Annotated in this window: 17 protein-coding genes; 12 read left to right on the top strand and 5 right to left on the bottom strand. The window is 71.5% G+C overall.

The annotated features are described in order from the left end of the window. The first annotated feature begins 255 nt into the window (after window positions 1–255). From ACF07S_RS13180 to ACF07S_RS13160, 5 genes are all read left to right on the top strand, one after another. Window positions 256–1041 (top strand): PspA/IM30 family protein, encoded by a 786-nt coding sequence (locus ACF07S_RS13180; RefSeq protein WP_391965217.1) that lies wholly within the window; start codon window positions 256–258, stop codon window positions 1039–1041. 39 nt (window positions 1042–1080) lie between these two features. Continuing rightward, the gene (locus ACF07S_RS13175) at window positions 1081–1362 is read left to right on the top strand and encodes a hypothetical protein (protein WP_391974191.1); all 282 of its coding nucleotides are present in this window, start codon (window positions 1081–1083) and stop codon (window positions 1360–1362) included. Window positions 1363–1467: 105 nt separating this feature from the next. Beyond that, entirely contained in the window at window positions 1468–2691 is a 1224-nt protein-coding gene (locus ACF07S_RS13170; RefSeq protein ID WP_391974190.1) for a sensor histidine kinase, read from the top strand. Window positions 2692–2713: 22 nt separating this feature from the next. Further along, a complete protein-coding gene (locus tag ACF07S_RS13165) occupies window positions 2714–3400 on the top strand; it encodes a response regulator (protein ID WP_391965214.1) in 687 nt (228 codons plus the stop codon). A 175-nt stretch (window positions 3401–3575) separates the two neighbouring features. Then, the gene (locus tag ACF07S_RS13160; protein ID WP_391974189.1) at window positions 3576–6692 is read left to right on the top strand and encodes an efflux RND transporter permease subunit; all 3117 of its coding nucleotides are present in this window, start codon (window positions 3576–3578) and stop codon (window positions 6690–6692) included. A gap of 216 nt (window positions 6693–6908) precedes the next feature. Here ACF07S_RS13160 and nadA read toward each other — a convergent pair whose 3' ends face one another. Continuing rightward, a complete protein-coding gene (gene nadA, locus ACF07S_RS13155) occupies window positions 6909–8093 on the bottom strand; it encodes a quinolinate synthase NadA (protein ID WP_391965212.1) in 1185 nt (394 codons plus the stop codon). Between the two features lie 285 nt (window positions 8094–8378). On the opposite strand from nadA, the gene ACF07S_RS13150 reads away from it, so the two are divergent. Further along, window positions 8379–8735, top strand: a complete 357-nt coding sequence (locus ACF07S_RS13150; RefSeq protein WP_184763313.1) for an iron-sulfur cluster assembly accessory protein — start codon at window positions 8379–8381, stop codon at window positions 8733–8735. 83 nt (window positions 8736–8818) lie between these two features. On the opposite strand, the gene ACF07S_RS13145 is transcribed toward ACF07S_RS13150, so the two are convergent. After that, on the bottom strand, window positions 8819–10495 hold the full coding sequence (locus ACF07S_RS13145; RefSeq protein WP_391974188.1) for a hypothetical protein: 1677 nt from the start codon (window positions 10493–10495) through the stop codon (window positions 8819–8821). Window positions 10496–10636: 141 nt separating this feature from the next. After that, entirely contained in the window at window positions 10637–10846 is a 210-nt protein-coding gene (locus ACF07S_RS13140) for a hypothetical protein (protein WP_391965210.1), read from the bottom strand. Between the two features lie 129 nt (window positions 10847–10975). Here ACF07S_RS13140 and ACF07S_RS13135 point away from each other — a divergent pair, with 129 nt between their 5' ends. Further along, window positions 10976–11950 (top strand): carbohydrate kinase family protein, encoded by a 975-nt coding sequence (locus ACF07S_RS13135; protein ID WP_391965209.1) that lies wholly within the window; start codon window positions 10976–10978, stop codon window positions 11948–11950. A 49-nt stretch (window positions 11951–11999) separates the two neighbouring features. On the opposite strand, the gene ACF07S_RS13130 is transcribed toward ACF07S_RS13135, so the two are convergent. Beyond that, the gene (locus ACF07S_RS13130; RefSeq protein WP_391965208.1) at window positions 12000–13388 is read right to left on the bottom strand and encodes a cysteine desulfurase/sulfurtransferase TusA family protein; all 1389 of its coding nucleotides are present in this window, start codon (window positions 13386–13388) and stop codon (window positions 12000–12002) included. 272 nt (window positions 13389–13660) lie between these two features. Here ACF07S_RS13130 and coxB point away from each other — a divergent pair, with 272 nt between their 5' ends. The 4 genes from coxB (at window position 13661) to ACF07S_RS13110 (ending at window position 18155) form a co-directional block, all read left to right on the top strand. After that, window positions 13661–14620 carry a cytochrome c oxidase subunit II gene (coxB, locus tag ACF07S_RS13125; protein ID WP_391965207.1) on the top strand — a complete coding sequence of 320 codons (960 nt, stop codon included), beginning with the start codon at window positions 13661–13663 and terminating at the stop codon, window positions 14618–14620. Then, complete coding sequence (gene ctaD, locus ACF07S_RS13120) at window positions 14617–16353, top strand: cytochrome c oxidase subunit I (protein WP_391965206.1); 1737 nt, start codon at window positions 14617–14619, stop codon at window positions 16351–16353. The genes coxB and ctaD overlap by 4 nt, the downstream gene beginning before the upstream one ends. Next, window positions 16350–16748, top strand: a complete 399-nt coding sequence (locus tag ACF07S_RS13115) for a cytochrome c oxidase subunit 4 (RefSeq protein ID WP_391965205.1) — start codon at window positions 16350–16352, stop codon at window positions 16746–16748. Before ctaD ends, ACF07S_RS13115 begins: the two co-directional genes overlap by 4 nt. A gap of 129 nt (window positions 16749–16877) precedes the next feature. Next, on the top strand, window positions 16878–18155 hold the full coding sequence (locus tag ACF07S_RS13110) for an Ig-like domain-containing protein (protein WP_391965204.1): 1278 nt from the start codon (window positions 16878–16880) through the stop codon (window positions 18153–18155). 77 nt (window positions 18156–18232) lie between these two features. Here the strand turns inward: ACF07S_RS13110 and ACF07S_RS13105 are convergent, their stop codons facing one another. Further along, window positions 18233–18634, bottom strand: coding sequence for a hypothetical protein (locus tag ACF07S_RS13105; RefSeq protein ID WP_391965203.1), 402 nt, complete (start codon window positions 18632–18634; stop codon window positions 18233–18235). 215 nt (window positions 18635–18849) lie between these two features. On the opposite strand from ACF07S_RS13105, the gene ACF07S_RS13100 reads away from it, so the two are divergent. Then, window positions 18850–19461 carry a heme-copper oxidase subunit III gene (locus ACF07S_RS13100; RefSeq protein ID WP_391965202.1) on the top strand — a complete coding sequence of 204 codons (612 nt, stop codon included), beginning with the start codon at window positions 18850–18852 and terminating at the stop codon, window positions 19459–19461. Window positions 19462–19506: the final 45 nt, after the last annotated feature.

Here is a 19506-nt window from a genome sequence, read left to right as displayed (position 1 = left end):
GGCAACACCGGGCGTCTCCCCTGGGACAGAGAGGACGTCGTGCGTGCGCGGGTCTCCGGGTGGTCCGGCCGGCCGACCCCGGGGAACACCTACTCCCTACGCCGGATCGGGAGGGTACTCAGTCGTCCTTGGGGATGAGCGCATCCGTCCCCGGACAGTGCGGTAATGGATGCGGGGCCCGTACTGTGGGTTCTGTCGCAGGTGCTGAAGCCGGAGTCCGTCAGAAGGGGGCGCGCGAAGCCCATGAGCGGTGTCATGAAGCGTATGGGGATGATCTTCCGCGCGAAGGCGAACAAGGCCCTTGACCGGGCCGAGGACCCGCGCGAGACCCTCGACTACTCGTACCAGAAACAGCTGGAACTGCTCCAGAAGGTCCGCCGGGGCGTCGCCGACGTGGCCACCTCGCGCAAGCGTCTGGAACTCCAGCTCAACCAGCTCCAGTCCCAGTCGGGCAAGCTGGAGGACCAGGGCCGCAAGGCACTCGCGCTGGGCCGCGAGGACCTGGCCCGCGAGGCCCTCTCCCGCCGTGCCGCGCTCCAGCAGCAGGTGACGGACCTGGAGACGCAGCACGCCACGCTCCAGGGCGAGGAGGAGAAGCTCACCCTCGCGGCCCAGCGCCTGCAGGCCAAGGTGGACGCCTTCCGCACCAAGAAGGAGACCATCAAGGCCACCTACACCGCCGCCCAGGCGCAGACCCGGATCGGCGAGGCCTTCTCCGGCATCTCCGAGGAGATGGGCGACGTCGGCCTGGCGATCCAGCGGGCCGAGGACAAGACGGCCCAGCTCCAGGCCCGGGCCGGCGCCATCGACGAACTGCTGGCCTCCGGCGCCCTCGACGACCGGTCCGGCATGCACAAGGACGACATCCAGGCCGAGCTGGACCGGCTCTCCGGTGGTACGGATGTAGAGCTGGAACTGCAGCGCATGAAGGCCGAGCTGGCCGGCGGCCCGTCCGGCGGCCAGCAGGCCATCGAGGGCGGCGCCGACCGGCAGCAGTCCCAGCAGCAGCCGCAGGACACCCCCCGCTTCGACAAGCAGTAGCCGCCGACGGCGGCAGGGGCCCACGCCTAGGAGGGCGACATGATCGTACGGATCATGGGGGAGGGGCAGGTGACGCTGGCCGAGAGCCGGCTCACCGATCTGAACGAGCTGGACGAGGAACTGCTCGCCGAGATGGAGAACGGCGACGGGCCGGGCTTTCGCGCGACCCTCCAGGCGCTGCTGGCCAAGGTCCGCGAACTCGGCGAGCCCCTGCCGGACGACTCCCTGGAGCCCTCCGACCTGATCCTGCCGTCCCCGGACGCCACGCTCCGGGAGGTCCAGGACCTCCTGAGCGACGACGGTCTGATCCCCGGCACCTGATCGGTGCCGGCCGGCCCGTCCGGCGTTCCGTGACGAGGCCCCCGCGGGGCCGGAGGGGGCCGGGGACGGAGCCCCGGACGAGGACCCCGGTTACCGTAAACAGCCGTGAGCACCCTGACGCGCGCCCGGTGCCGGCTACGGGCACATCCCTTCGCCGCGGACGCGGCCCTCGCGGCGGCCGTCCTGGCGTGCATGGTGGCCGGGTCCTTCGTCGAACCGCACGGCCCCGACGGCGTCGACTGGGGGATGCGCACCCCCGACCCGCTCAGCCTGGTCCTCATGACCCTCGGCGCCGCCGCCCTCGTCCTGCGGCGCCGCGCCCCCCGGGCGGTGCTCGCCCTGGCGGGCGGGCTCTCCGTGGCGGAGTCCGTCACCGGTGACCCCCGCGCCCCCGTCGCCATGTGCGCGGTGATCGCGCTCTACACCGTCGCCTCCACCACCGACCGCCCCACCACCTGGCGGATCGGCCTGCTCACCACGACCGTCCTCACCGGCAGCGCCATGGCCGCCGGGCCCCTGCCCTGGTACGCCCAGGAGAACCTGGCGATCTTCGCCTGGACCGGGATAGGCGCCACCGCCGGGGACGCCGTCCGCAGCCGCCGCGCCTTCGTCCAGGCCATCCGCGAACGCGCCGAACGGGCCGAACGCACCCGCGAGGAGGAGGCCCGCCGCCGCGTCGCCGAGGAACGCCTGCGCATCGCCCGCGACCTGCACGACGTGGTGGCCCACCACATTGCCCTGGTCAACGTGCAGGCCGGGGTCGCCGCCCATGTCATGGACAAGCGGCCCGACCAGGCCAAGGAGGCCCTCGCCCACGTGCGCGAGGCCAGCCGCTCCGCGCTCGGCGAACTGCGGGCCACCGTCGGGCTGCTGCGCCAGTCCGACGACCCCGAGGCCCCCACCGAACCCGCGCCCGGCCTGGACCGCCTCGACGAACTCGCGGGCACCTTCCGCAGCGCCGGACTGCGCGTCGAGGTCGCCCGCACCGACCAGGGCACCGACCTGCCCGCCGCCGTCGACCTGGCCGCCTACCGGGTCATCCAGGAGGCCCTGACCAACGTCCGCAAGCACGCGGGCCCCGATGCGCGCGCCGAGGTCAGCGTCGTCCGCGTGGGACCCCACATCGAGATCACCGTGCTCGACGACGGCAGCGGCGAGGGCCAGGACGACACCTCCGGCGGCGGGCACGGACTGCTCGGCATGCGCGAGCGCGTCACCGCCCTGCGCGGCACCCTCACCACCGGCCCCCGCTACGGCGGCGGATTCCGCGTCCATGCGATCCTGCCCGTCGAGCCCCGCACGTCCCGCGCCCGGGACGGCCGCCCGTGACCCCCGTCCCGCTGGAGCCCGTATGACGATCCGTGTCCTGCTCGCCGACGACCAGGCACTGCTGCGCAGCGCCTTCCGCGTGCTCGTCGACTCCGAGCCGGACATGGAGGTGGTGGGCGAGGCGTCCGACGGCGCGGAGGCGGTCCGGCTGGCCCGGGAGCAGCGCGCCGACGTCGTCCTCATGGACATCCGGATGCCCGGCACCGACGGACTCGCCGCCACCCGCATGATCAGCGCGGACCCCGGACTCGCCGGGGTGCGGGTGGTCATACTGACGACCTTCGAGGTCGACGACTACGTGGTGCGGTCGCTGCGGGCCGGCGCCTCCGGGTTCCTCGGCAAGGGCTCCGAACCCGAGGAGATGCTGAACGCCATCCGGATCGCCGCCGAGGGGGAGGCGCTGCTCTCCCCGGTGGCCACCAAGGGCCTGATCGCCCGCTTCCTCGCCCACGAGGGCGCGGCCGACGACGCCGACCGGGACCCCGCCCGGGCCGAACGGCTCGACTCGCTGACCGTGCGCGAGCGGGAGGTGCTGGTCCAGGTGGCCGGCGGACACTCCAACGACGAGATCGCCGAACGCCTCCAGGTCAGTCCGCTGACCGTGAAGACCCACGTCAACCGGGCCATGGCCAAACTGGGCGCCCGCGACCGGGCACAACTGGTGGTCATCGCCTACGAGACAGGGCTGGTCCGTCCGAGGGTGGAGTGAGCTTCCCCGGCCGTACTGCGGCCGGAGTACGCGCCGCGTGAGGATTCGGACCTCGGGTCTACGGATCGGCCCTCATCGATGGACCAGGGTGTAGAGCGGGCGCCCACTCGCGCGCCCGCTGCCGGACTTCTGCCGCGCCGTACTCCCGCCGCTCCACGGAAGAGAGACCCTGACCATGTCCTGGCTGTCCAGATTCAGCCTCGCGCAACGGGCGCTGATCGGACTGATGTCGATCATCGCGCTCGTCTTCGGGGCGATCGCGATACCCCAGCTCAAGCAGCAGCTGCTGCCCACCATCGAACTCCCCATGGTCTCCGTGATCGCGCCGTACCAGGGCGCGTCCCCGGAGGTGGTCGAGAAGCAGGTCGTCGAGCCCCTCGAGGACAGCCTGGAGGCCGTCGACGGCCTCACCGGGGTGACCTCCACGGCCGGCGAGGGCAACGCCGTGATCATGGCGTCCTTCGACTACGGCAACGACAGCCAGCAGCTCGTCGCCGACGTCCAGCAGGCCGTCAACCGGGCCGGCGCCCGCCTCCCGGACGACGTGGACCCGCAGGTCGTCGCCGGGTCCACGGACGACATCCCGACCGTGGTCCTCGCCGTCACCTCCGGCGAGGACCAGCAGGCGCTCGCCGACCGGCTCGACCGGACCGTGGTGCCCGCGCTGGAGGAGATCGACGGCGTCGGCCAGGTCACCGTGGACGGCGTACGCGACCTCCAGGTCACCGTCGTCCCCGACACCGCGAAGCTGGCCAGGGCGGGCCTCACCGCCCAGTCGCTGTCCCAGGCCCTGCAGGCGGGCGGCGCGACCGTGCCGGCCGGCTCCTTCGACGAGGGCGGCGCCAACCGCACCGTCCAGGTGGGCCGTGGCCTCACCTCGCTGCGGCAGATCGAGGACCTGATGGTCGCCGGCGAGCCCGGCGGGGGCCGGCCGGTCCGCCTCGGTGACGTCGCCACGGTGCGGCAGGAGGAGGCCCGGGCCGACTCCCTGACCCGGACCAACGGCAAGCCCAGCCTCGCCGTGATGGCGACCATGGACCACGACGGCAGCGCGGTGGAGATCTCCGAGGCCGTCGAGGAGAAGCTCCCCGGCCTGCGCGAGGACCTCGGCTCCGGCGCCACCCTCACCGTCGTCAGCGACCAGGGCCCGGCGGTCTCCCAGGCCATCGACGGCCTGACCACCGAGGGCGCGCTCGGTCTGCTCTTCGCGGTCCTGGTGATCCTGGTCTTCCTGGCGTCGGTCCGCTCCACCCTGGTCACCGCGGTGTCCATCCCGCTGTCCGTGGTCCTCGCCCTGATCGTGCTGTGGACCCGCGACCTGTCGCTGAACATGCTGACCCTGGGCGCCCTGACCATCGCCGTCGGCCGCGTCGTGGACGACTCCATCGTGGTCCTGGAGAACATCAAGCGCCACCTCGGCTACGGCGAGGAGCGCCAGTCGGCGATCATGAACGCGGTGCGCGAGGTGGCGGGCGCGGTCACGTCCTCGACGCTCACCACGGTCGCCGTCTTCCTGCCGATCGGCCTGGTCGGCGGCATGGTGGGCGAGCTGTTCGGCTCCTTCAGCCTCACCGTCACGGCGGCGCTGCTGGCGTCCCTGCTGGTGTCGCTGACGGTCGTCCCGGTGCTGTCGTACTGGTTCCTGCGCGCCCCGAAGGGCACCCCCGAGGACGCCGAGGAGGCCCGCCGGCTCGCGGAGGAGAAGGAGGCGAAGAGCCGTCTGCAGCGCCTCTACGTCCCCGTGCTGCGCTTCGCCACCCGGCGCAGGCTGACCAGCGTGGCCCTCGCGGTCGTGGTGCTGATCGGCACGTTCGCCATGGCGCCGCTGCTGAAGACCAACTTCTTCGACCAGGGCGAGCAGCAGGTCCTCACCGTCCGGCAGGAGCTGAAGCCCGGCACCAGCCTGAGCGCCACCGACGCCCAGGCGGAGAAGGTCGAGAAGCTGCTCGGGGACACCGAGGGTGTCAAGGACCACCAGGTGACGATCGGCTCGTCCGGCTTCATGGCGGCCTTCGGCGGCGGTACGGACACCAACCAGGCGACGCACCAGGTGATGCTGGAGGACGACGCGTCCTCCGAGGACGTGCGGGACAGCCTCGAGAAGGGCCTCGGCGAACTCGACGGCATCGGCACCACCACGATCGCGGCCGGTGACGGCTTCGGCAGCCAGGACCTGAGCGTGGTCGTCAAGGCGGCCGACGCGCAGGCGCTGCGCAAGGCGGCGGACCAGGTCCGCGACGCGGTGGCCTCCCTGGACGACGTCACGGACGTCACCAGCGACCTGGCGCAGAGCGTGCCCCGCATCTCGGTCAGGGCCGACGACAGGGCCGCCGCGGCCGGTTTCGACGACCAGACCCTCGGCGCGGCCGTCACCCAGGCGGTGCGGGGCACCCCCGCCGCCACGGCGGTCATCGACGACACCGAGCGCGACGTCGTCATCCGCTCGGCGAAGCCGGCCACCACGGTGGACCAGCTGAAGAAACTGCGCCTGGGTCCGGTGAAGCTGGGTGACGTCGCCACCGTCGAACTGGTCGACGGCCCGGTCTCCATGACCCGGATCGACGGCCAGCGCGCGGCCACCGTCACCGCCAAGCCGACCGGTGACAACACGGGCGCGGTGAGCACGGACCTGCAGGCGAAGATCGACGCGCTGACGCTCCCGGCGGGCGCCACCGCCGAGATCGGCGGTGTCTCCGAGGACCAGGACGAGGCGTTCGCCAACCTGGGCCTGGCGATGCTCGCGGCGATCGCGATCGTCTTCATGCTCCTGGTGGGCACCTTCCGCTCGCTCGCCCAGCCGCTGATCCTGCTGGTCTCCATCCCGTTCGCGGCGACCGGCGCGATCGGTCTGCTGCTGGTCACGGGAACCCCGATGGGCGTGCCGGCGATGATCGGCATGCTGATGCTGATCGGCATCGTGGTCACCAACGCCATCGTGCTGATCGACCTGATCAACCAGTACCGCGCGCAGGGCCACGGCGTCGTCGAGGCCGTACTGGAGGGCGGCCGCCACCGGCTGCGGCCGATCCTGATGACGGCCCTGGCGACCGTCTTCGCCCTGCTCCCGATGGCGCTCGGCGTCACCGGCGAGGGCGGCTTCATCGCCCAGCCGCTGGCCGTGGTGGTGATCGGCGGTCTGATCACGTCGACCCTGCTCACGCTGCTGCTGGTCCCGACGCTCTACACGATGCTGGAGCTCCGCAAGGAGCGGCGCGCGGAGAAGCGCGCGGCGAAGAGGGGCGGGTCCGCGCAGCCGGAGCCTTCGCGGGAGCCGAGGCCGACCCAGGTCTGACCTCCCTCCGTACGCCGGAAGGGGCGCCCCGTGGACGGGCGCCCCTTTTCGTGTGCGTGCCCAGGCCTCGGGGGAGTCGGCGAAGACGTCCCGCGGCAGGTCGTCGACGGCTCGGTGGACGCGTGGCCGGCCCTCGCCACCGTCCACGCCGGCGTGTCCGGCCGGGGAGGGCGCGTCGGCGGGCCGCCCTCCCGGCACCGGCGGGGAACGGCCCGGCTACGGCAGCGCCAGCATCCGCTCCAGCGCCAGCTTCGCGAACGCCTCCGTCTCCTTGTCCACCTCGATGCGGTTGACCAGGTTGCCCTCGGCGAGGGACTCGAGGGTCCACACCAGGTGGGGGAGGTCGATGCGGTTCATGGTGGAGCAGAAGCAGACCGTCCTGTCGAGGAAGACGACCTCCTTGCCCTCGGACGCGAACCGGTTCGCCAGCCGGCGCACCAGGTTCAGCTCGGTGCCGATGGCCCACTTGGATCCGGCCGGGGCGGCCTCCAGCGTCTTGATGATGTACTCGGTCGACCCGACGTGGTCCGCGGCGGCCACGACCTCGTGCCGGCACTCGGGGTGGACCAGGACGTTCACGCCCGGGATGCGCTCGCGCACGTCGTTCACCGAGTCGAGGCCGAAGCGGCCGTGCACCGAGCAGTGGCCGCGCCACAGGATCATCTTCGCGGCCCGCAGCTCGTCCGCCGTCAGCCCGCCGTTCGGCCTGTGCGGGTTGTAGACGACGCAGTCCTCCAGGGACATCCCCATGTCCCGCACCGCCGTGTTGCGGCCCAGGTGCTGGTCGGGGAGGAACAGGACCTTCTCGCCCTGCTCGAAGGCCCAGTCGAGGGCCCGCCTGGCGTTGGAGGAGGTGCAGATGGTGCCGCCGTGCCTGCCCGTGAAGGCCTTGATGTCGGCGGAGGAGTTCATGTACGAGACGGGGACGACCTGCTCGGCCACCCCGGCCTCGGTCAGTACGTCCCAGCACTCGGCGACCTGCTCGGCGGTGGCCATGTCGGCCATGGAGCAGCCGGCCGCCAGATCGGGCAGGACCACCTTCTGGTCGTCGCCGGTGAGGATGTCCGCGGACTCCGCCATGAAGTGCACACCGCAGAACACGATGTACTCGGCCTGCGGGCGCGCGGCCGCGTCCCGGGCCAGCTTGAAGGAGTCGCCCGTGACGTCGGCGAACTGGATGACCTCGTCACGCTGGTAGTGGTGGCCGAGGACGAAGACCTTGTCCCCGAGCCTCTCCTTGGCCGCGCGGGCGCGCTCCACCAGGTCCGGGTCGGACGGCGAGGGAAGGTCGCCGGGACACTCCACACCGCGCTCGCTCCTCGGGTCGGCCTCACGGCCGAGGAGGAGCAGGGCGAGGGGCGTCGGCTGGACGTCGAGCTCCTGGGGCTGGGCGGTGGTCACGGCACGCACCCTTTCTGTTCTGGCGACTTCTCGTCTAAATGACGCTATTTATCATAACCGGTTCATGTCACTTTGACGATGGCCATAGCGTCCATGTGACGTGAATCCCGGCGGGGGAGATCCATTCCCGCCGGGCCGTTCAAGCGACGGTTTCCGCGCCGCACCGCGTGTGCGAGCATGAAGGAAGAGGGAGCCGAGGACGAGCGCCCGGCCCGGAATGAATCCGCGGTCCCGCCGGTTGCAACCGTCGGCAAGCAGTCTCCGTACAACCCGGGAGAGATGTAGATGTCCGTATCGGACGAGACCAGCACCGTCACCGACGGCATCATCGTGACCGAAGCCGCCGCGGCCAAGGTCAAGGCACTGCTCGACCAGGAAGGCCGCGACGACCTCGCGCTGCGTGTCGCCGTCCAGCCCGGCGGCTGCTCCGGCCTGCGCTACCAGCTCTTCTTCGACGAGCGCTCGCTCGACGGTGACGTGGAGAAGGACTTCGGCGGTGTGAAGGTCGTCACCGACCGGATGAGCGCCCCGTACCTGGGCGGCGCCACCATCGACTTCGTCGACACCATCGAGAAGCAGGGCTTCACGATCGACAACCCGAACGCCACCGGCTCCTGCGCCTGCGGCGACTCGTTCAGCTGAGCCGGGATCCCTTCCCGGCACACGGCCCGAAGGCGGCGGCCCCCTCCGACGGGGCCGCCGCCTTCGGGCTTCCTCCGGCGGGACTACCGCGTGGGCGGTGAGGGCAGCCGGGCGCCGTCCTTGTGCAGCGGGACCGGCTCGCCCCGCCGGTCCACGACGTCGCGGTCGCCGAGCGGCGCGTCCAGCCGCACCGTCTGCCGGTACTGCTTGGCGATCAGGATGCACACCTTGTCCGGCCAGGGCGTCCCGGTCACCCGCACCGTCACCCGGTCGCCGCTCTCGCTCGCCGTCGCCTCGTAGTCGGCGCACACCCCGCCCGTGAAGGTCACGGTCAGCTCGTCGCCCTCGGCGGTGTAGCCCTCGACCCCGACCTCACGGGCGGAGGGCGCCGCGGCCGGCCCGTCACCGGGTTCGGAGGGCGTGGGACTGGCCTGACCGGACGGCGTCCCGGAGGCGAGATACGCCGGGTCCACCGCCGGATGCGTCACCGTGAGCGTGCCGCGCCCGTTCGCCGGTACCACCTCGAACAGCCAGGACGGCACCAGGGCCGGCCGGCCGTCCACGGAGTGCGCGGCCAGCCCGAACACCGCCTTCTCGACCGTGATCGTGTCCCGGTCCCGCTCCTGGTCCGGCGGGACGCCCGGCGTCTCGCAGGCCTCCTGCCGTCCGTCGTCGAGCGGTACCGGACCGGTGCAGCCGCCGATGCCCGCGCGGCCGCCGGCGCCCGGCGCCGCGTTCATCAGGTCCAGCGCCTTCCGGGCGCTCACCACCGGGTAGACGTCCCCCTCCACCGGCTCCCCGAGCAGGCCGCCGCCGCCGACCACCGTGCCGTCGGAGCCGACCGTCACCGACGTCGTCCAGCCGCGGGTCGGCAGCCCGTCGACCGAGGGATCGGCGTTCACCACCCGGTTGATGCCGTGGACCTGGCCGGCGTCGTCCTTCGCGTCGCCCTGGCCCACCGCCTTGAAGACGGGCGCGGCGGCCTTCCTCGCGGCCTCCTCGCCCACCGGAGGGACGTTCACCGGGGGCGCCTCGCACACGTCGCCCTTGCAGTTGTCGGTGCCGGGGGAGTGCCGGTGGAACGTCCACGCGCCGGGAGCCTCCCGGTCCACCCGCAGCGAGGGACCGGAACCGTCCTGGCCGCCGATCCGCCAGGCCCCGCCCTCCAGCACGGGCTTCCCGTCGAGTCCCAGGGCCTTCGCCAGCGCGACCACCCGGCCCTCGGCGATCCGCCCCCGCACGCGGTACACCGGCGCCGAGCCGGGACCGCCGGGGAGCGAGCCGCCGGCGCGGTACGTGGCGCCGTACGGATCGGGCTCGCCGGGGGCGATGCCGTTCGCGGCGTCCTCGGAGGGACCGTCCAGCACGAGCGGCGGGGGAGTGGCGTCACCGTTCGCCCCCGGCGCCGTACCGCCCCCCGGGTCACCGGAGGCACCGGCGGCGAGATACGCCCCGCCACCCCCGGCGACCAGCACGGCGGCGACGACGGAGGCGATGAGGGCGGGCGAACGGCGCCGCCCCGCCGGCCCGTCGGGGTGCCCCTCGGGGGAGCGCCGCCCGTCCACGAGGTGTTCCCCGACGCCGGTCCTCCCCGCGCCGGCCGCGCCGGCCGTCCCGGGTCCGGCGGCGGCGGGCGTCCGCTCCCGTCGCTCCGGCGCACCCGTCGGCCCGTCGTCGCCCGAAGCGCTCCCGGTGCCGCGCGCGCCGCCGGAGGTGTCGCGCGCCTCCGCGTCGTCGTTGTCGGGTCGCTCGGTGTTCACCGCATCGCTCCTTCGGCTGCCCAACTGTCCCCATGGACCCTGCCCGATCGCACCGGGGCCGCTGGCGGGTCGTATCCCGCATCCCCTTTACGGGGGACAGCGATGGGACGCGCCGGGGGAGCGCACGGTTCCCCCGGCTGCTCAGTCGCCGTACTCCGACATGGCGTCCAGCATCCGGGCCGACGCCGCCGGCACGCTCACGCCGTGGATCAGGGAGGGGGAGACCGGCCGGGCGGCGCCCCGGTCCGGAACCGTCCAGTGGGGGGCCATCCGGGCACCGTCGCCGCGCAGCGACGCAAGATCGCCCTCGGGATCGGCCGGAACATGCAACTGCGGCTCGCGGTTCGTCATGTCTGCACCGTATGCGCGCGGAAGGTCGCGGAGAAAGATCTACTATCGGGTAGTTTCGGCCGCTTCTGCGGGTGGTCCGCACCCGGTAGCGTGAGGTGTCAACCCGCCTCCCTCAGGAGAATCCACGCCGTGCGCATCGCAGTCACCGGCTCCATCGCCACCGACCATCTCATGACCTTCCCCGGCCGCTTCGCCGACCAGTTCGTCGCGGACCAGCTGCACACGGTCTCGCTGTCCTTCCTGGTCGACAACCTCGACGTGCGCCGGGGCGGCGTGGGCGCGAACATCGCCTTCGGGATGGGCCAGCTCGGTACCCGGCCGGTCCTCGTCGGGGCCGCCGGCTTCGACTTCGACGACTACCGGGCCTGGCTCGACCGGCACGGCGTCGACACCGACTCCGTCCGCATCTCCGACACCCTGCACACCGCCCGCTTCGTGTGCACCACGGACGCCGACCACAACCAGATCGGCTCCTTCTACACGGGCGCGATGAGCGAGGCCCGGCTGATCGAGCTGAAGACCGTCGCCGACCGCGTGGGCGGCCTCGACCTGGTCCTCATCGGCGCCGACGACCCGGAGGGCATGCTCCGGCACACCGAGGAGTGCCGCTCGCGCGGCATCCCGTTCGCCGCCGACTTCTCCCAGCAGATCGCCCGCATGGACGGCGACGAGATCCGGATCCTGCTGGACGGCGCGACCTACCTCTTCTCCAACGAGTACGAGAAGGGGCTCATCGAGACCAAGACGGGCTGGACCGACGCCGAGATCCTCGCCCGGGTCGGCCACCGCGTCACCACTCTCGGCGCCCGCGGCGTACGCATCGAGCGGACCGGCGAGGACCCCATCGAGGTCGGCTGCCCCGACGAGGAGCGCAAGGCCGACCCGACCGGCGTCGGCGACGCCTTCCGCGCCGGTTTCCTGTCGGGTCTGGCCTGGGGCGTCTCCCTGGAGCGCGCGGCACAGATCGGCTGCATGCTCGCGACGCTGGTCATCGAGACCGTCGGCACACAGGAGTACCAGCTGCGGCGCGGCCACTTCGTGGAGCGCTTCACGAAGGCGTACGGCGACGAGGCCGCGGAAGAGCTCCGGGGGCATCTGAGCTGAGTGCCGGGTGCGGGGCCGCACCCGGTCGCGGCCCCGCGCCCCCCGGGCGTCAGTCCACCCGGCGGACCAGGTAGGCCGTCCCCCGGTCCGCCGGCTCCTCGCCCACGTACTCCTGGCCGCGCATCTCGCACCACGCCGGGATGTCCAGCCGGGCCGCCTCGTCGTCCGCGAGGACCCGCACCGTGCCGCCCACCGGCACGTCCCCGATCACCTTGGCGAGCTCGATCACCGGGACCGGGCACCGCCGCCCCAGCGCGTCCACGACCAGGACGTCGCCCCTCTCCCGCGTCAGGACGTCCCCACCGGACACCGCGGCGCCCAGCTTCTCCCGCACCCCCGCCACCACCTCCGGCAGGACGGCCAGGAACCGCTCGACGTCCTCCTCACGCGTCCCCGGCGGCAGCGAGACCCGGACGTTGCCCTCGCTGAGCACGCCCATCGCCCTCAGCACATGGCTGGGCGTCAGCGTGCTGCTCGTACAGGACGACCCGGACGAGACGGAGAAGTCCGCGCGGTCCAGCTCGTGCAGCAGGGCCTCCCCGTCGACATAGAGACAGGAGAAGGTGACGATCCCCGGCAGCCGCCGTTCCGGATCCCCGACCACCTCCGCGTCCGGCACCAGCCGCGGCACCCGCGCCCGGATCCGCTCCGTCAGTTCCCGCAGCCGGACCGCCTCCTGCGCCGCCTCCGCCCGCACCGCCCGCAGCGACGCCGCCGCGGCCACGATCGCCGGCAGGTTCTCGAACCCGGCCGCCCGGCCCGTCTCCCGCTCGTCCCGCGGCCCCTGGGGAGCGAACCGCACCCCCTTGCGCACGACGAGCAGGCCGACCCCCGGGGGACCGCCCCACTTGTGGGCGCTCGCCGTGAGCAGCGACCAGTCGCCCCCGACCGGGCCCCAGCCCAGCGACTGGGCCGCGTCCACCAGCAGCGGCACCCCCGCCGCCCGGCACGCCCCGGCCACCTCGGCCACCGGCTGCACGGTCCCCACCTCGTGGTTGGCCGACTGCAGACAGGCCAGCGCGGTGTCCGGCCGCAGCGCCTCGGCGTAGGCGTACGGGCTCACCGCTCCCGTACGCCCCACCGCGACCTCGGTGACCGACCCCCCGTCGGCCCGGTGAACTTCCGCCGCGTGCAGCGCCGAAGAGTGTTCGACCGCCGACACGATCAGGTGACGTCCGACGCGCCGCCGCCCGGCCAGCGCCCCCGCGATCCCGGAGTGCACCGCCCGGGTGCCGGACGTCGTGAACACCAACTCGTCCGGCCGGCACCCCACGGCCTCGGCGGCGGCCTCGCGCGCCGCGTCCAGCAGCAGCCGGGCGCGCCTTCCCTCCCGGTACGGACGGGCGGGATCCGCCCACCCCTCGTCGAGGGAGGCCGTCAACGCCTGACGGGCCACGGGGTGGAGGGGAGCGCCGGAAGCAGCATCGAAGTAGGACACACCCCAACGCTAAGCGCCCTGACGGAACGCGGGGAACCGCGCGACCGACCGCGAGGGCGCCGGGACCGCGGGACAAACCCGCAAGCCCGGGTCGTGAGGCGCTCGGTGTAACCCGCGGCGCGTATGGCACCCCTCCCCGCGAACCCCCGGAGGGCGTCGGCTAGGGTTTGGTCCGCATAAACATCCAAACCCCTGCCCGACGCAGGGCGGCGACCGACCAGCGAGAAGGCCGCAGCCGTACAGCGCGGGCGAGACTCTCGGGAAGGCGCTACGTGAGTCCCAACGGCTCCGACCGCTCGCCGCGGCGCCCGATGCGGCGGAAGCTGCTGCAGGCACTGACCGCGGGCCTGGTCCTGGCGACCGCCACCGGTTGCACATGGGAGGACTTCCCCCGCCTTGGTATGCCCACCCCCACCACGGAAGAGGCTCCGCGGATCCTCTCCCTCTGGCAGGGATCCTGGGCTGCCGCGCTCGCCGTCGGCGTGCTGGTGTGGGGCCTGATCCTGTGGAGTGCTTTCTTCCACCGGCGCAGCCGCACCAAGGTGGAGGTTCCTCCGCAGACCCGGTACAACATGCCCATCGAGGCGCTGTACACGGTGGTTCCGCTCATCATCGTCTCGGTGTTCTTCTACTTCACCGCGCGTGACGAGTCCGAGCTGCTGAAGCTCGAGAAGAAGCCCGACGTCACCGTCAACGTGGTCGGCTTCCAGTGGAGCTGGTGCTTCAACTACGTCGAGAACGTCGACGGTTCCACGGGCGACGCCAAGACGTCCAAGGAACTGGAGTCGGTCCCGAACCGCTACAAGGACGCCTTCCCGGCCGATGCCGGCGGCGTCTACGACTGCGGCGTCCCCGGTACCCGGAACCCGCAGACGAACAACCCGGGCCCCACCCTGTGGCTGCCCGAGGGCAAGCGGGTCCGCTTCGTGCTGACCTCGCGCGACGTCATCCACTCCTTCTGGGTGGTGCCGTTCCTGATGAAGCAGGACGTCATCCCGGGACACCCCAACGCCTTCGAGGTGACCCCCAACCGTGAGGGCACCTTCCTGGGCAAGTGCGCCGAGCTCTGCGGCGTGGACCACTCCCGGATGCTGTTCAACGTGAAGGTCGTCTCCCAGGAGCGCTACGAGCAGCACCTGAAGGACCTTGTGAAGAAGGGGCAGACCGGTTACGTGCCCGCTGGCATCTCCCAGACGGAGCACGAGAGGAACCGGGAGGCGAACATCCTGTGAGCATCCTCAACGAACCCCGCGATGCCGCGGCGGCAGGGTCCCACTACGAGGACGAACTGCCGGCCCGGCGCCAGAGCCGTGGCGACCTCGTGATCAAGTGGCTGACGACCACGGACCACAAGACGATCGGCACGCTGTATCTGGTGACGTCGTTCGCGTTCTTCTGCATCGGTGGCGTCATGGCTCTGCTCATGCGCGCCGAGCTGGCCCGGCCGGGTCTGCAGATCGTGTCGAACGAGCAGTTCAACCAGGCGTTCACGATGCACGGCACGATCATGCTGCTGATGTTCGCGACGCCGCTGTTCGCCGGTTTCGCGAACTGGATCATGCCGCTGCAGATCGGCGCGCCCGATGTGGCGTTCCCCCGGCTGAACATGTTCGCCTACTGGCTGTACCTGTTCGGCTCGCTGATCGCGGTCGGTGGTTTCCTCACCCCGGACGGCGCGGCCGACTTCGGCTGGTTCGCCTACTCCCCGCTGTCGGACGCGGTCCGCTCGCCGGGCATCGGCGCCGACATGTGGATCATGGGTCTGGCGTTCTCCGGCTTCGGCACCATCCTCGGCTCGGTCAACTTCATCACCACGATCATCTGCATGCGCGCCCCGGGCATGACGATGTTCCGCATGCCGATCTTCACCTGGAACGTGCTGCTGACCGGTGTGCTGGTCCTGCTGGCCTTCCCGGTGCTGGCCGCGGCGCTGTTCGCCCTGGAGGCGGACCGCAAGTTCGGCAGCCACATCTTCGACTCGGCCAACGGAGGGGCGCTGCTGTGGCAGCACCTGTTCTGGTTCTTCGGCCATCCCGAGGTGTACATCATCGCGCTGCCGTTCTTCGGCATCATCAGTGAGGTCATCCCGGTCTTCTCCCGCAAGCCGATCTTCGGTTACATGGGTCTGATCGGCGCGACGATCGCCATCGCGGGTCTGTCGGTGACGGTGTGGGCGCACCACATGTACGTCACGGGCGGTGTGCTGCTGCCGTTCTTCTCGTTCATGACCTTCCTGATCGCGGTCCCCACGGGTGTGAAGTTCTTCAACTGGCTCGGCACCATGTGGAAGGGGTCCCTGTCCTTCGAGACGCCGATGCTGTGGTCGATGGGCTTCCTGGTGACGTTCCTCTTCGGTGGTCTGACCGGTGTCATCCTGGCCTCGCCGCCGCTGGACTTCCACGTCTCCGACAGCTACTTCGTGGTGGCGCACTTCCACTACGTGGTGTTCGGCACCGTGGTGTTCGCGATGTTCGCCGGCTTCCACTTCTGGTGGCCGAAGTTCACCGGCAAGATGCTCGACGAGCGTCTCGGCAAGATCACCTTCTGGACGCTGTTCATCGGCTTCCACGGCACCTTCCTCGTCCAGCACTGGCTGGGCGCCGAGGGCATGCCGCGCCGGTACGCGGACTACCTCGCGGCCGACGGCTTCACCGCCCTGAACACCGTCTCCACGATCGCCTCGTTCCTGCTCGGCCTGTCGGTCCTGCCGTTCTTCTACAACATCTGGAAGACGGCCAAGTACGGCAAGCCGGTCGGCGTCGACGACCCGTGGGGCTACGGCCGCTCCCTGGAGTGGGCCACCTCCTGCCCGCCGCCGCGCCACAACTTCCTCACCCTGCCGCGGATCCGCAGTGAATCCCCGGCGTTCGACCTGCACCACCCGGAGATCGCCGCACTCGACGAACTCGAGAACGCCGGTCACGGCGAGAAGGCCCTCGCTGGGGGCAAGGAGGCCGGCAAGTGAAGATCCAGGGCAAGATGTTCATCTGGCTGAGCGTCTTCCTCCTCGCCATGGCGGTCGTCTACGGCGTGTGGTCGAAGGAGCCGGCCGGCACCACCGCCCTCTTCCTGGCCTTCGGCCTGAGCATCATGATCGGCTTCTACCTCGGCTTCACGGCCAAGCGGGTCGACGTGGGAGCGCAGGACGACAAGGAGGCGGACGTCGCCGACGACGCCGGCGAGGTCGGGTTCTTCAGCCCGCACAGCTGGCAGCCGCTCTCCCTGGCCGTGGGCGGCGCGCTGGCCTTCATGTCCGTCGCGATCGGCTGGTGGCTGATGTACTTCTCGGCGCCGCTGCTCCTGGTCGGCCTCTGGGGCTGGGTCTTCGAGTACTACCGCGGTGAGAACCGCACCCAGTAACACGCGGCACGGCACTTCGGGGCCCGGACACTCCGCCAGGAGCGTCCGGGCCCCTGCCGTTGCCCGCCCGCCTCACCCGTTCGGGCCGCCCGGTGAGCCGGAGCGCGGACGCGTTCCTACCGTGAGGCCATGAGACACACGGAGTCCCCTCGTGGCGCGGGCGCCGGCCGGAGCCGCGTCGTCGGCTGCGCACTGCTGGCGATCACCCTCGGCGCGGGCGTCACCGGCTGCACGTCCGACGGCGACCCGCTGTCCGCCGAGCCGTACGACGCGACGGACCGGATCTCCTTCGGCGGCTCCGTCGAAGCGGGCGGGACGGCCGACCCCGACAAGCCCCTGGAGGTCGTCGCCGAAGACCCGGCCGGGCGCGTCACGGACGTCACCGCCGTGGACGCCTCAGGGCGCCACCTGGCGGGCGAACTGGCCGCCGACGGCAGCCGCTGGCACAGCACCTCCCCGCTCGCCACCCACACCCGGTACACGGTCCGGGTGAGCACCGAGGACGAGGACGGGGCCCCCGGCCGCAGGGTCCTCACCTTCACCACCGGCAAGCCCACCACGAGCAAGCGCCTGGCCGTGACCTTCGGCCCCCCGGCGGGCACCTACGGCGTCGGCCAGCCCCTCACCGCCGAACTGGACGCGCCCGTCGCGGACCGGGCCCGGCGGGCCGTCGTGGAACGCGCCCTGAAGGTCGAGTCCACGCCCGCCGTGACCGGCACCTGGCACTGGGTGGACGACAAGAAGCTGCACTACCGCCCGAAGGACTACTGGCCGGCCCACGCCACCATCAGCGTGCGCAGCGCCCTGGAGGGCGTCGCGATCGGCGACCGGCTGCGGGGCGGCACGGCCGAGCCGCTGACGATCCGCACCGGCGACCGGGTGACGGCCGTTACCGACGCCGCCGCGCACCGGCTGACCGTCCACCGGAACGGCGAGGTGATCAAGGAGATCCCCGTCACCACCGGCAAGCCCGGCTTCGAGACCCGCAACGGCGTCAAGGTCGTCCTCGCCAGGGAACGCCTCGTACGTATGCGCAGCACCACCGTCGGCATCGCCGAGGGCTCGGCCGAGTCGTACGACATGGACGTCCACTTCGCCACCCGGGTCACCTGGAGCGGCGAGTACCTGCACGCCGCCCCGTGGTCCGTCGGCTCCCAGGGCTCCGCCAACGTCAGCCACGGCTGCGTCGGCATGAACACCACGAACGCCGAGTGGTTCTTCGACACCGTGCGCGCGGGCGACGTCGTCGAGGTGGTGAACTCCGCCGGCGACACCATGGAGCCCTTCGGCAACGGCTACGGCGACTGGAACCTCGACTGGACCGAGTGGCGCGCGGGCAGTGCCCTGACCTCCGGCACGGCTGCGGACCCCGGGGAGTCGGCCCGCCTCCGGCCGGCGGCGGTGTGACCCCCGGGGGCGCGGGAAAGGCGCGCGACCGGCCACGGGGGCCCCGCGGCCGCACCACCACGGCACGGATCGGGCTCCTAGACGCTCTGCAGGAACCTCTGCCGCAGCAGGGCCGCCAGCGCCGAGGCGAACTCCACCGGCTCCACCGGCAGGGTGACCGCGCCCTCGGCGCGACTCCACGTCGCGAGCCACGCGTCCTGCGGCCGCCCGATCAGCAGGAGCACCGGCGGACAGCGGAAGACCTCGTCCTTGATCTGCCGGCACATCCCCATGCCGCCCATCGGCACGGCCTCACCGTCCAGCACGCACACGTCGATGCCGCCCCGGTCCAGTTCCTTCAGCACGGCCGCCGGGGTCGCGCACTCCACGAACTCCACGAGGGGCACGTCCGGGGCCGGCCGCCGGCCGGTGGCGAGCCGCACCTGCTCCCGGGTGTGGGCGTCGTCGCTGTAGACCAGCACCGTGGCGGTCGCCTGCATTGTTCCTCCGCGCGTAAGAGAGAGGGCATCGCTCTGTCGGGAACTTCGGGTACCGATGGCGCGGATGCTACCCCTTCGAACCGCTTGTCAACACTGGTTCGGACATGGCTTCGAAGGGGCGCCCGGTGGGCCATACGGGCAGTACAGGACGGGCGAACACACCGAACGGCACCCCCGGGAGTGAGGGCGGGATAAGCGACCGACATAATGTCGGCGTGGCGACAGCAACGACAGTAGATACCGGGCACGCGCACCCGTCGGTCAACCGGCCGAACCTCACCAGCGTCGGAACCATCATCTGGCTGAGTTCCGAGCTGATGTTCTTCGCGGCCCTCTTCGCGATGTACTTCACCCTGCGATCGGTGACCGGACCCGACTTCTGGTCGGAGAAGGCCGACAGCCTGAACTTCCCGTTCTCGGCGGCGAACACCACGATCCTGGTGCTTTCCTCCCTCACCTGCCAGCTCGGCGTGTTCGCCGCCGAGCGCGGTGACGTGAAGAAGCTCCGGACGTGGTTCATCGTCACGTTCATCATGGGCGCGGTCTTCATCGGCGGTCAGGTCTTCGAGTACACCGAGCTGGTCAAGCACGAGGGCCTGTCCCTCTCCTCCGACCCGTACGGCTCGGTGTTCTACCTGACCACCGGCTTCCACGGCCTGCACGTGACGGGCGGTCTCATCGCCTTCCTGCTGGTCCTGGGCCGGACCTACGCGGCCCGGAGATTCACCCACGAGCAGGCGACCGCGGCCATCGTCGTGTCCTACTACTGGCACTTCGTCGATGTCGTCTGGATCGGCCTCTTCGCCACGATCTACATGATCAAGTAACCGGGCCACATCCGCGCGCGCTCGAAGCGGCGCACCCAACAGAAG

Origin of the sequence: Streptomyces sp. NPDC016640, from assembly GCF_043076215.1 — a bacterium.
Classification (GTDB): Bacteria; Actinomycetota; Actinomycetes; order Streptomycetales; family Streptomycetaceae; genus Streptomyces.
This window is presented reverse-complemented; position numbering and strand designations above follow the sequence as displayed.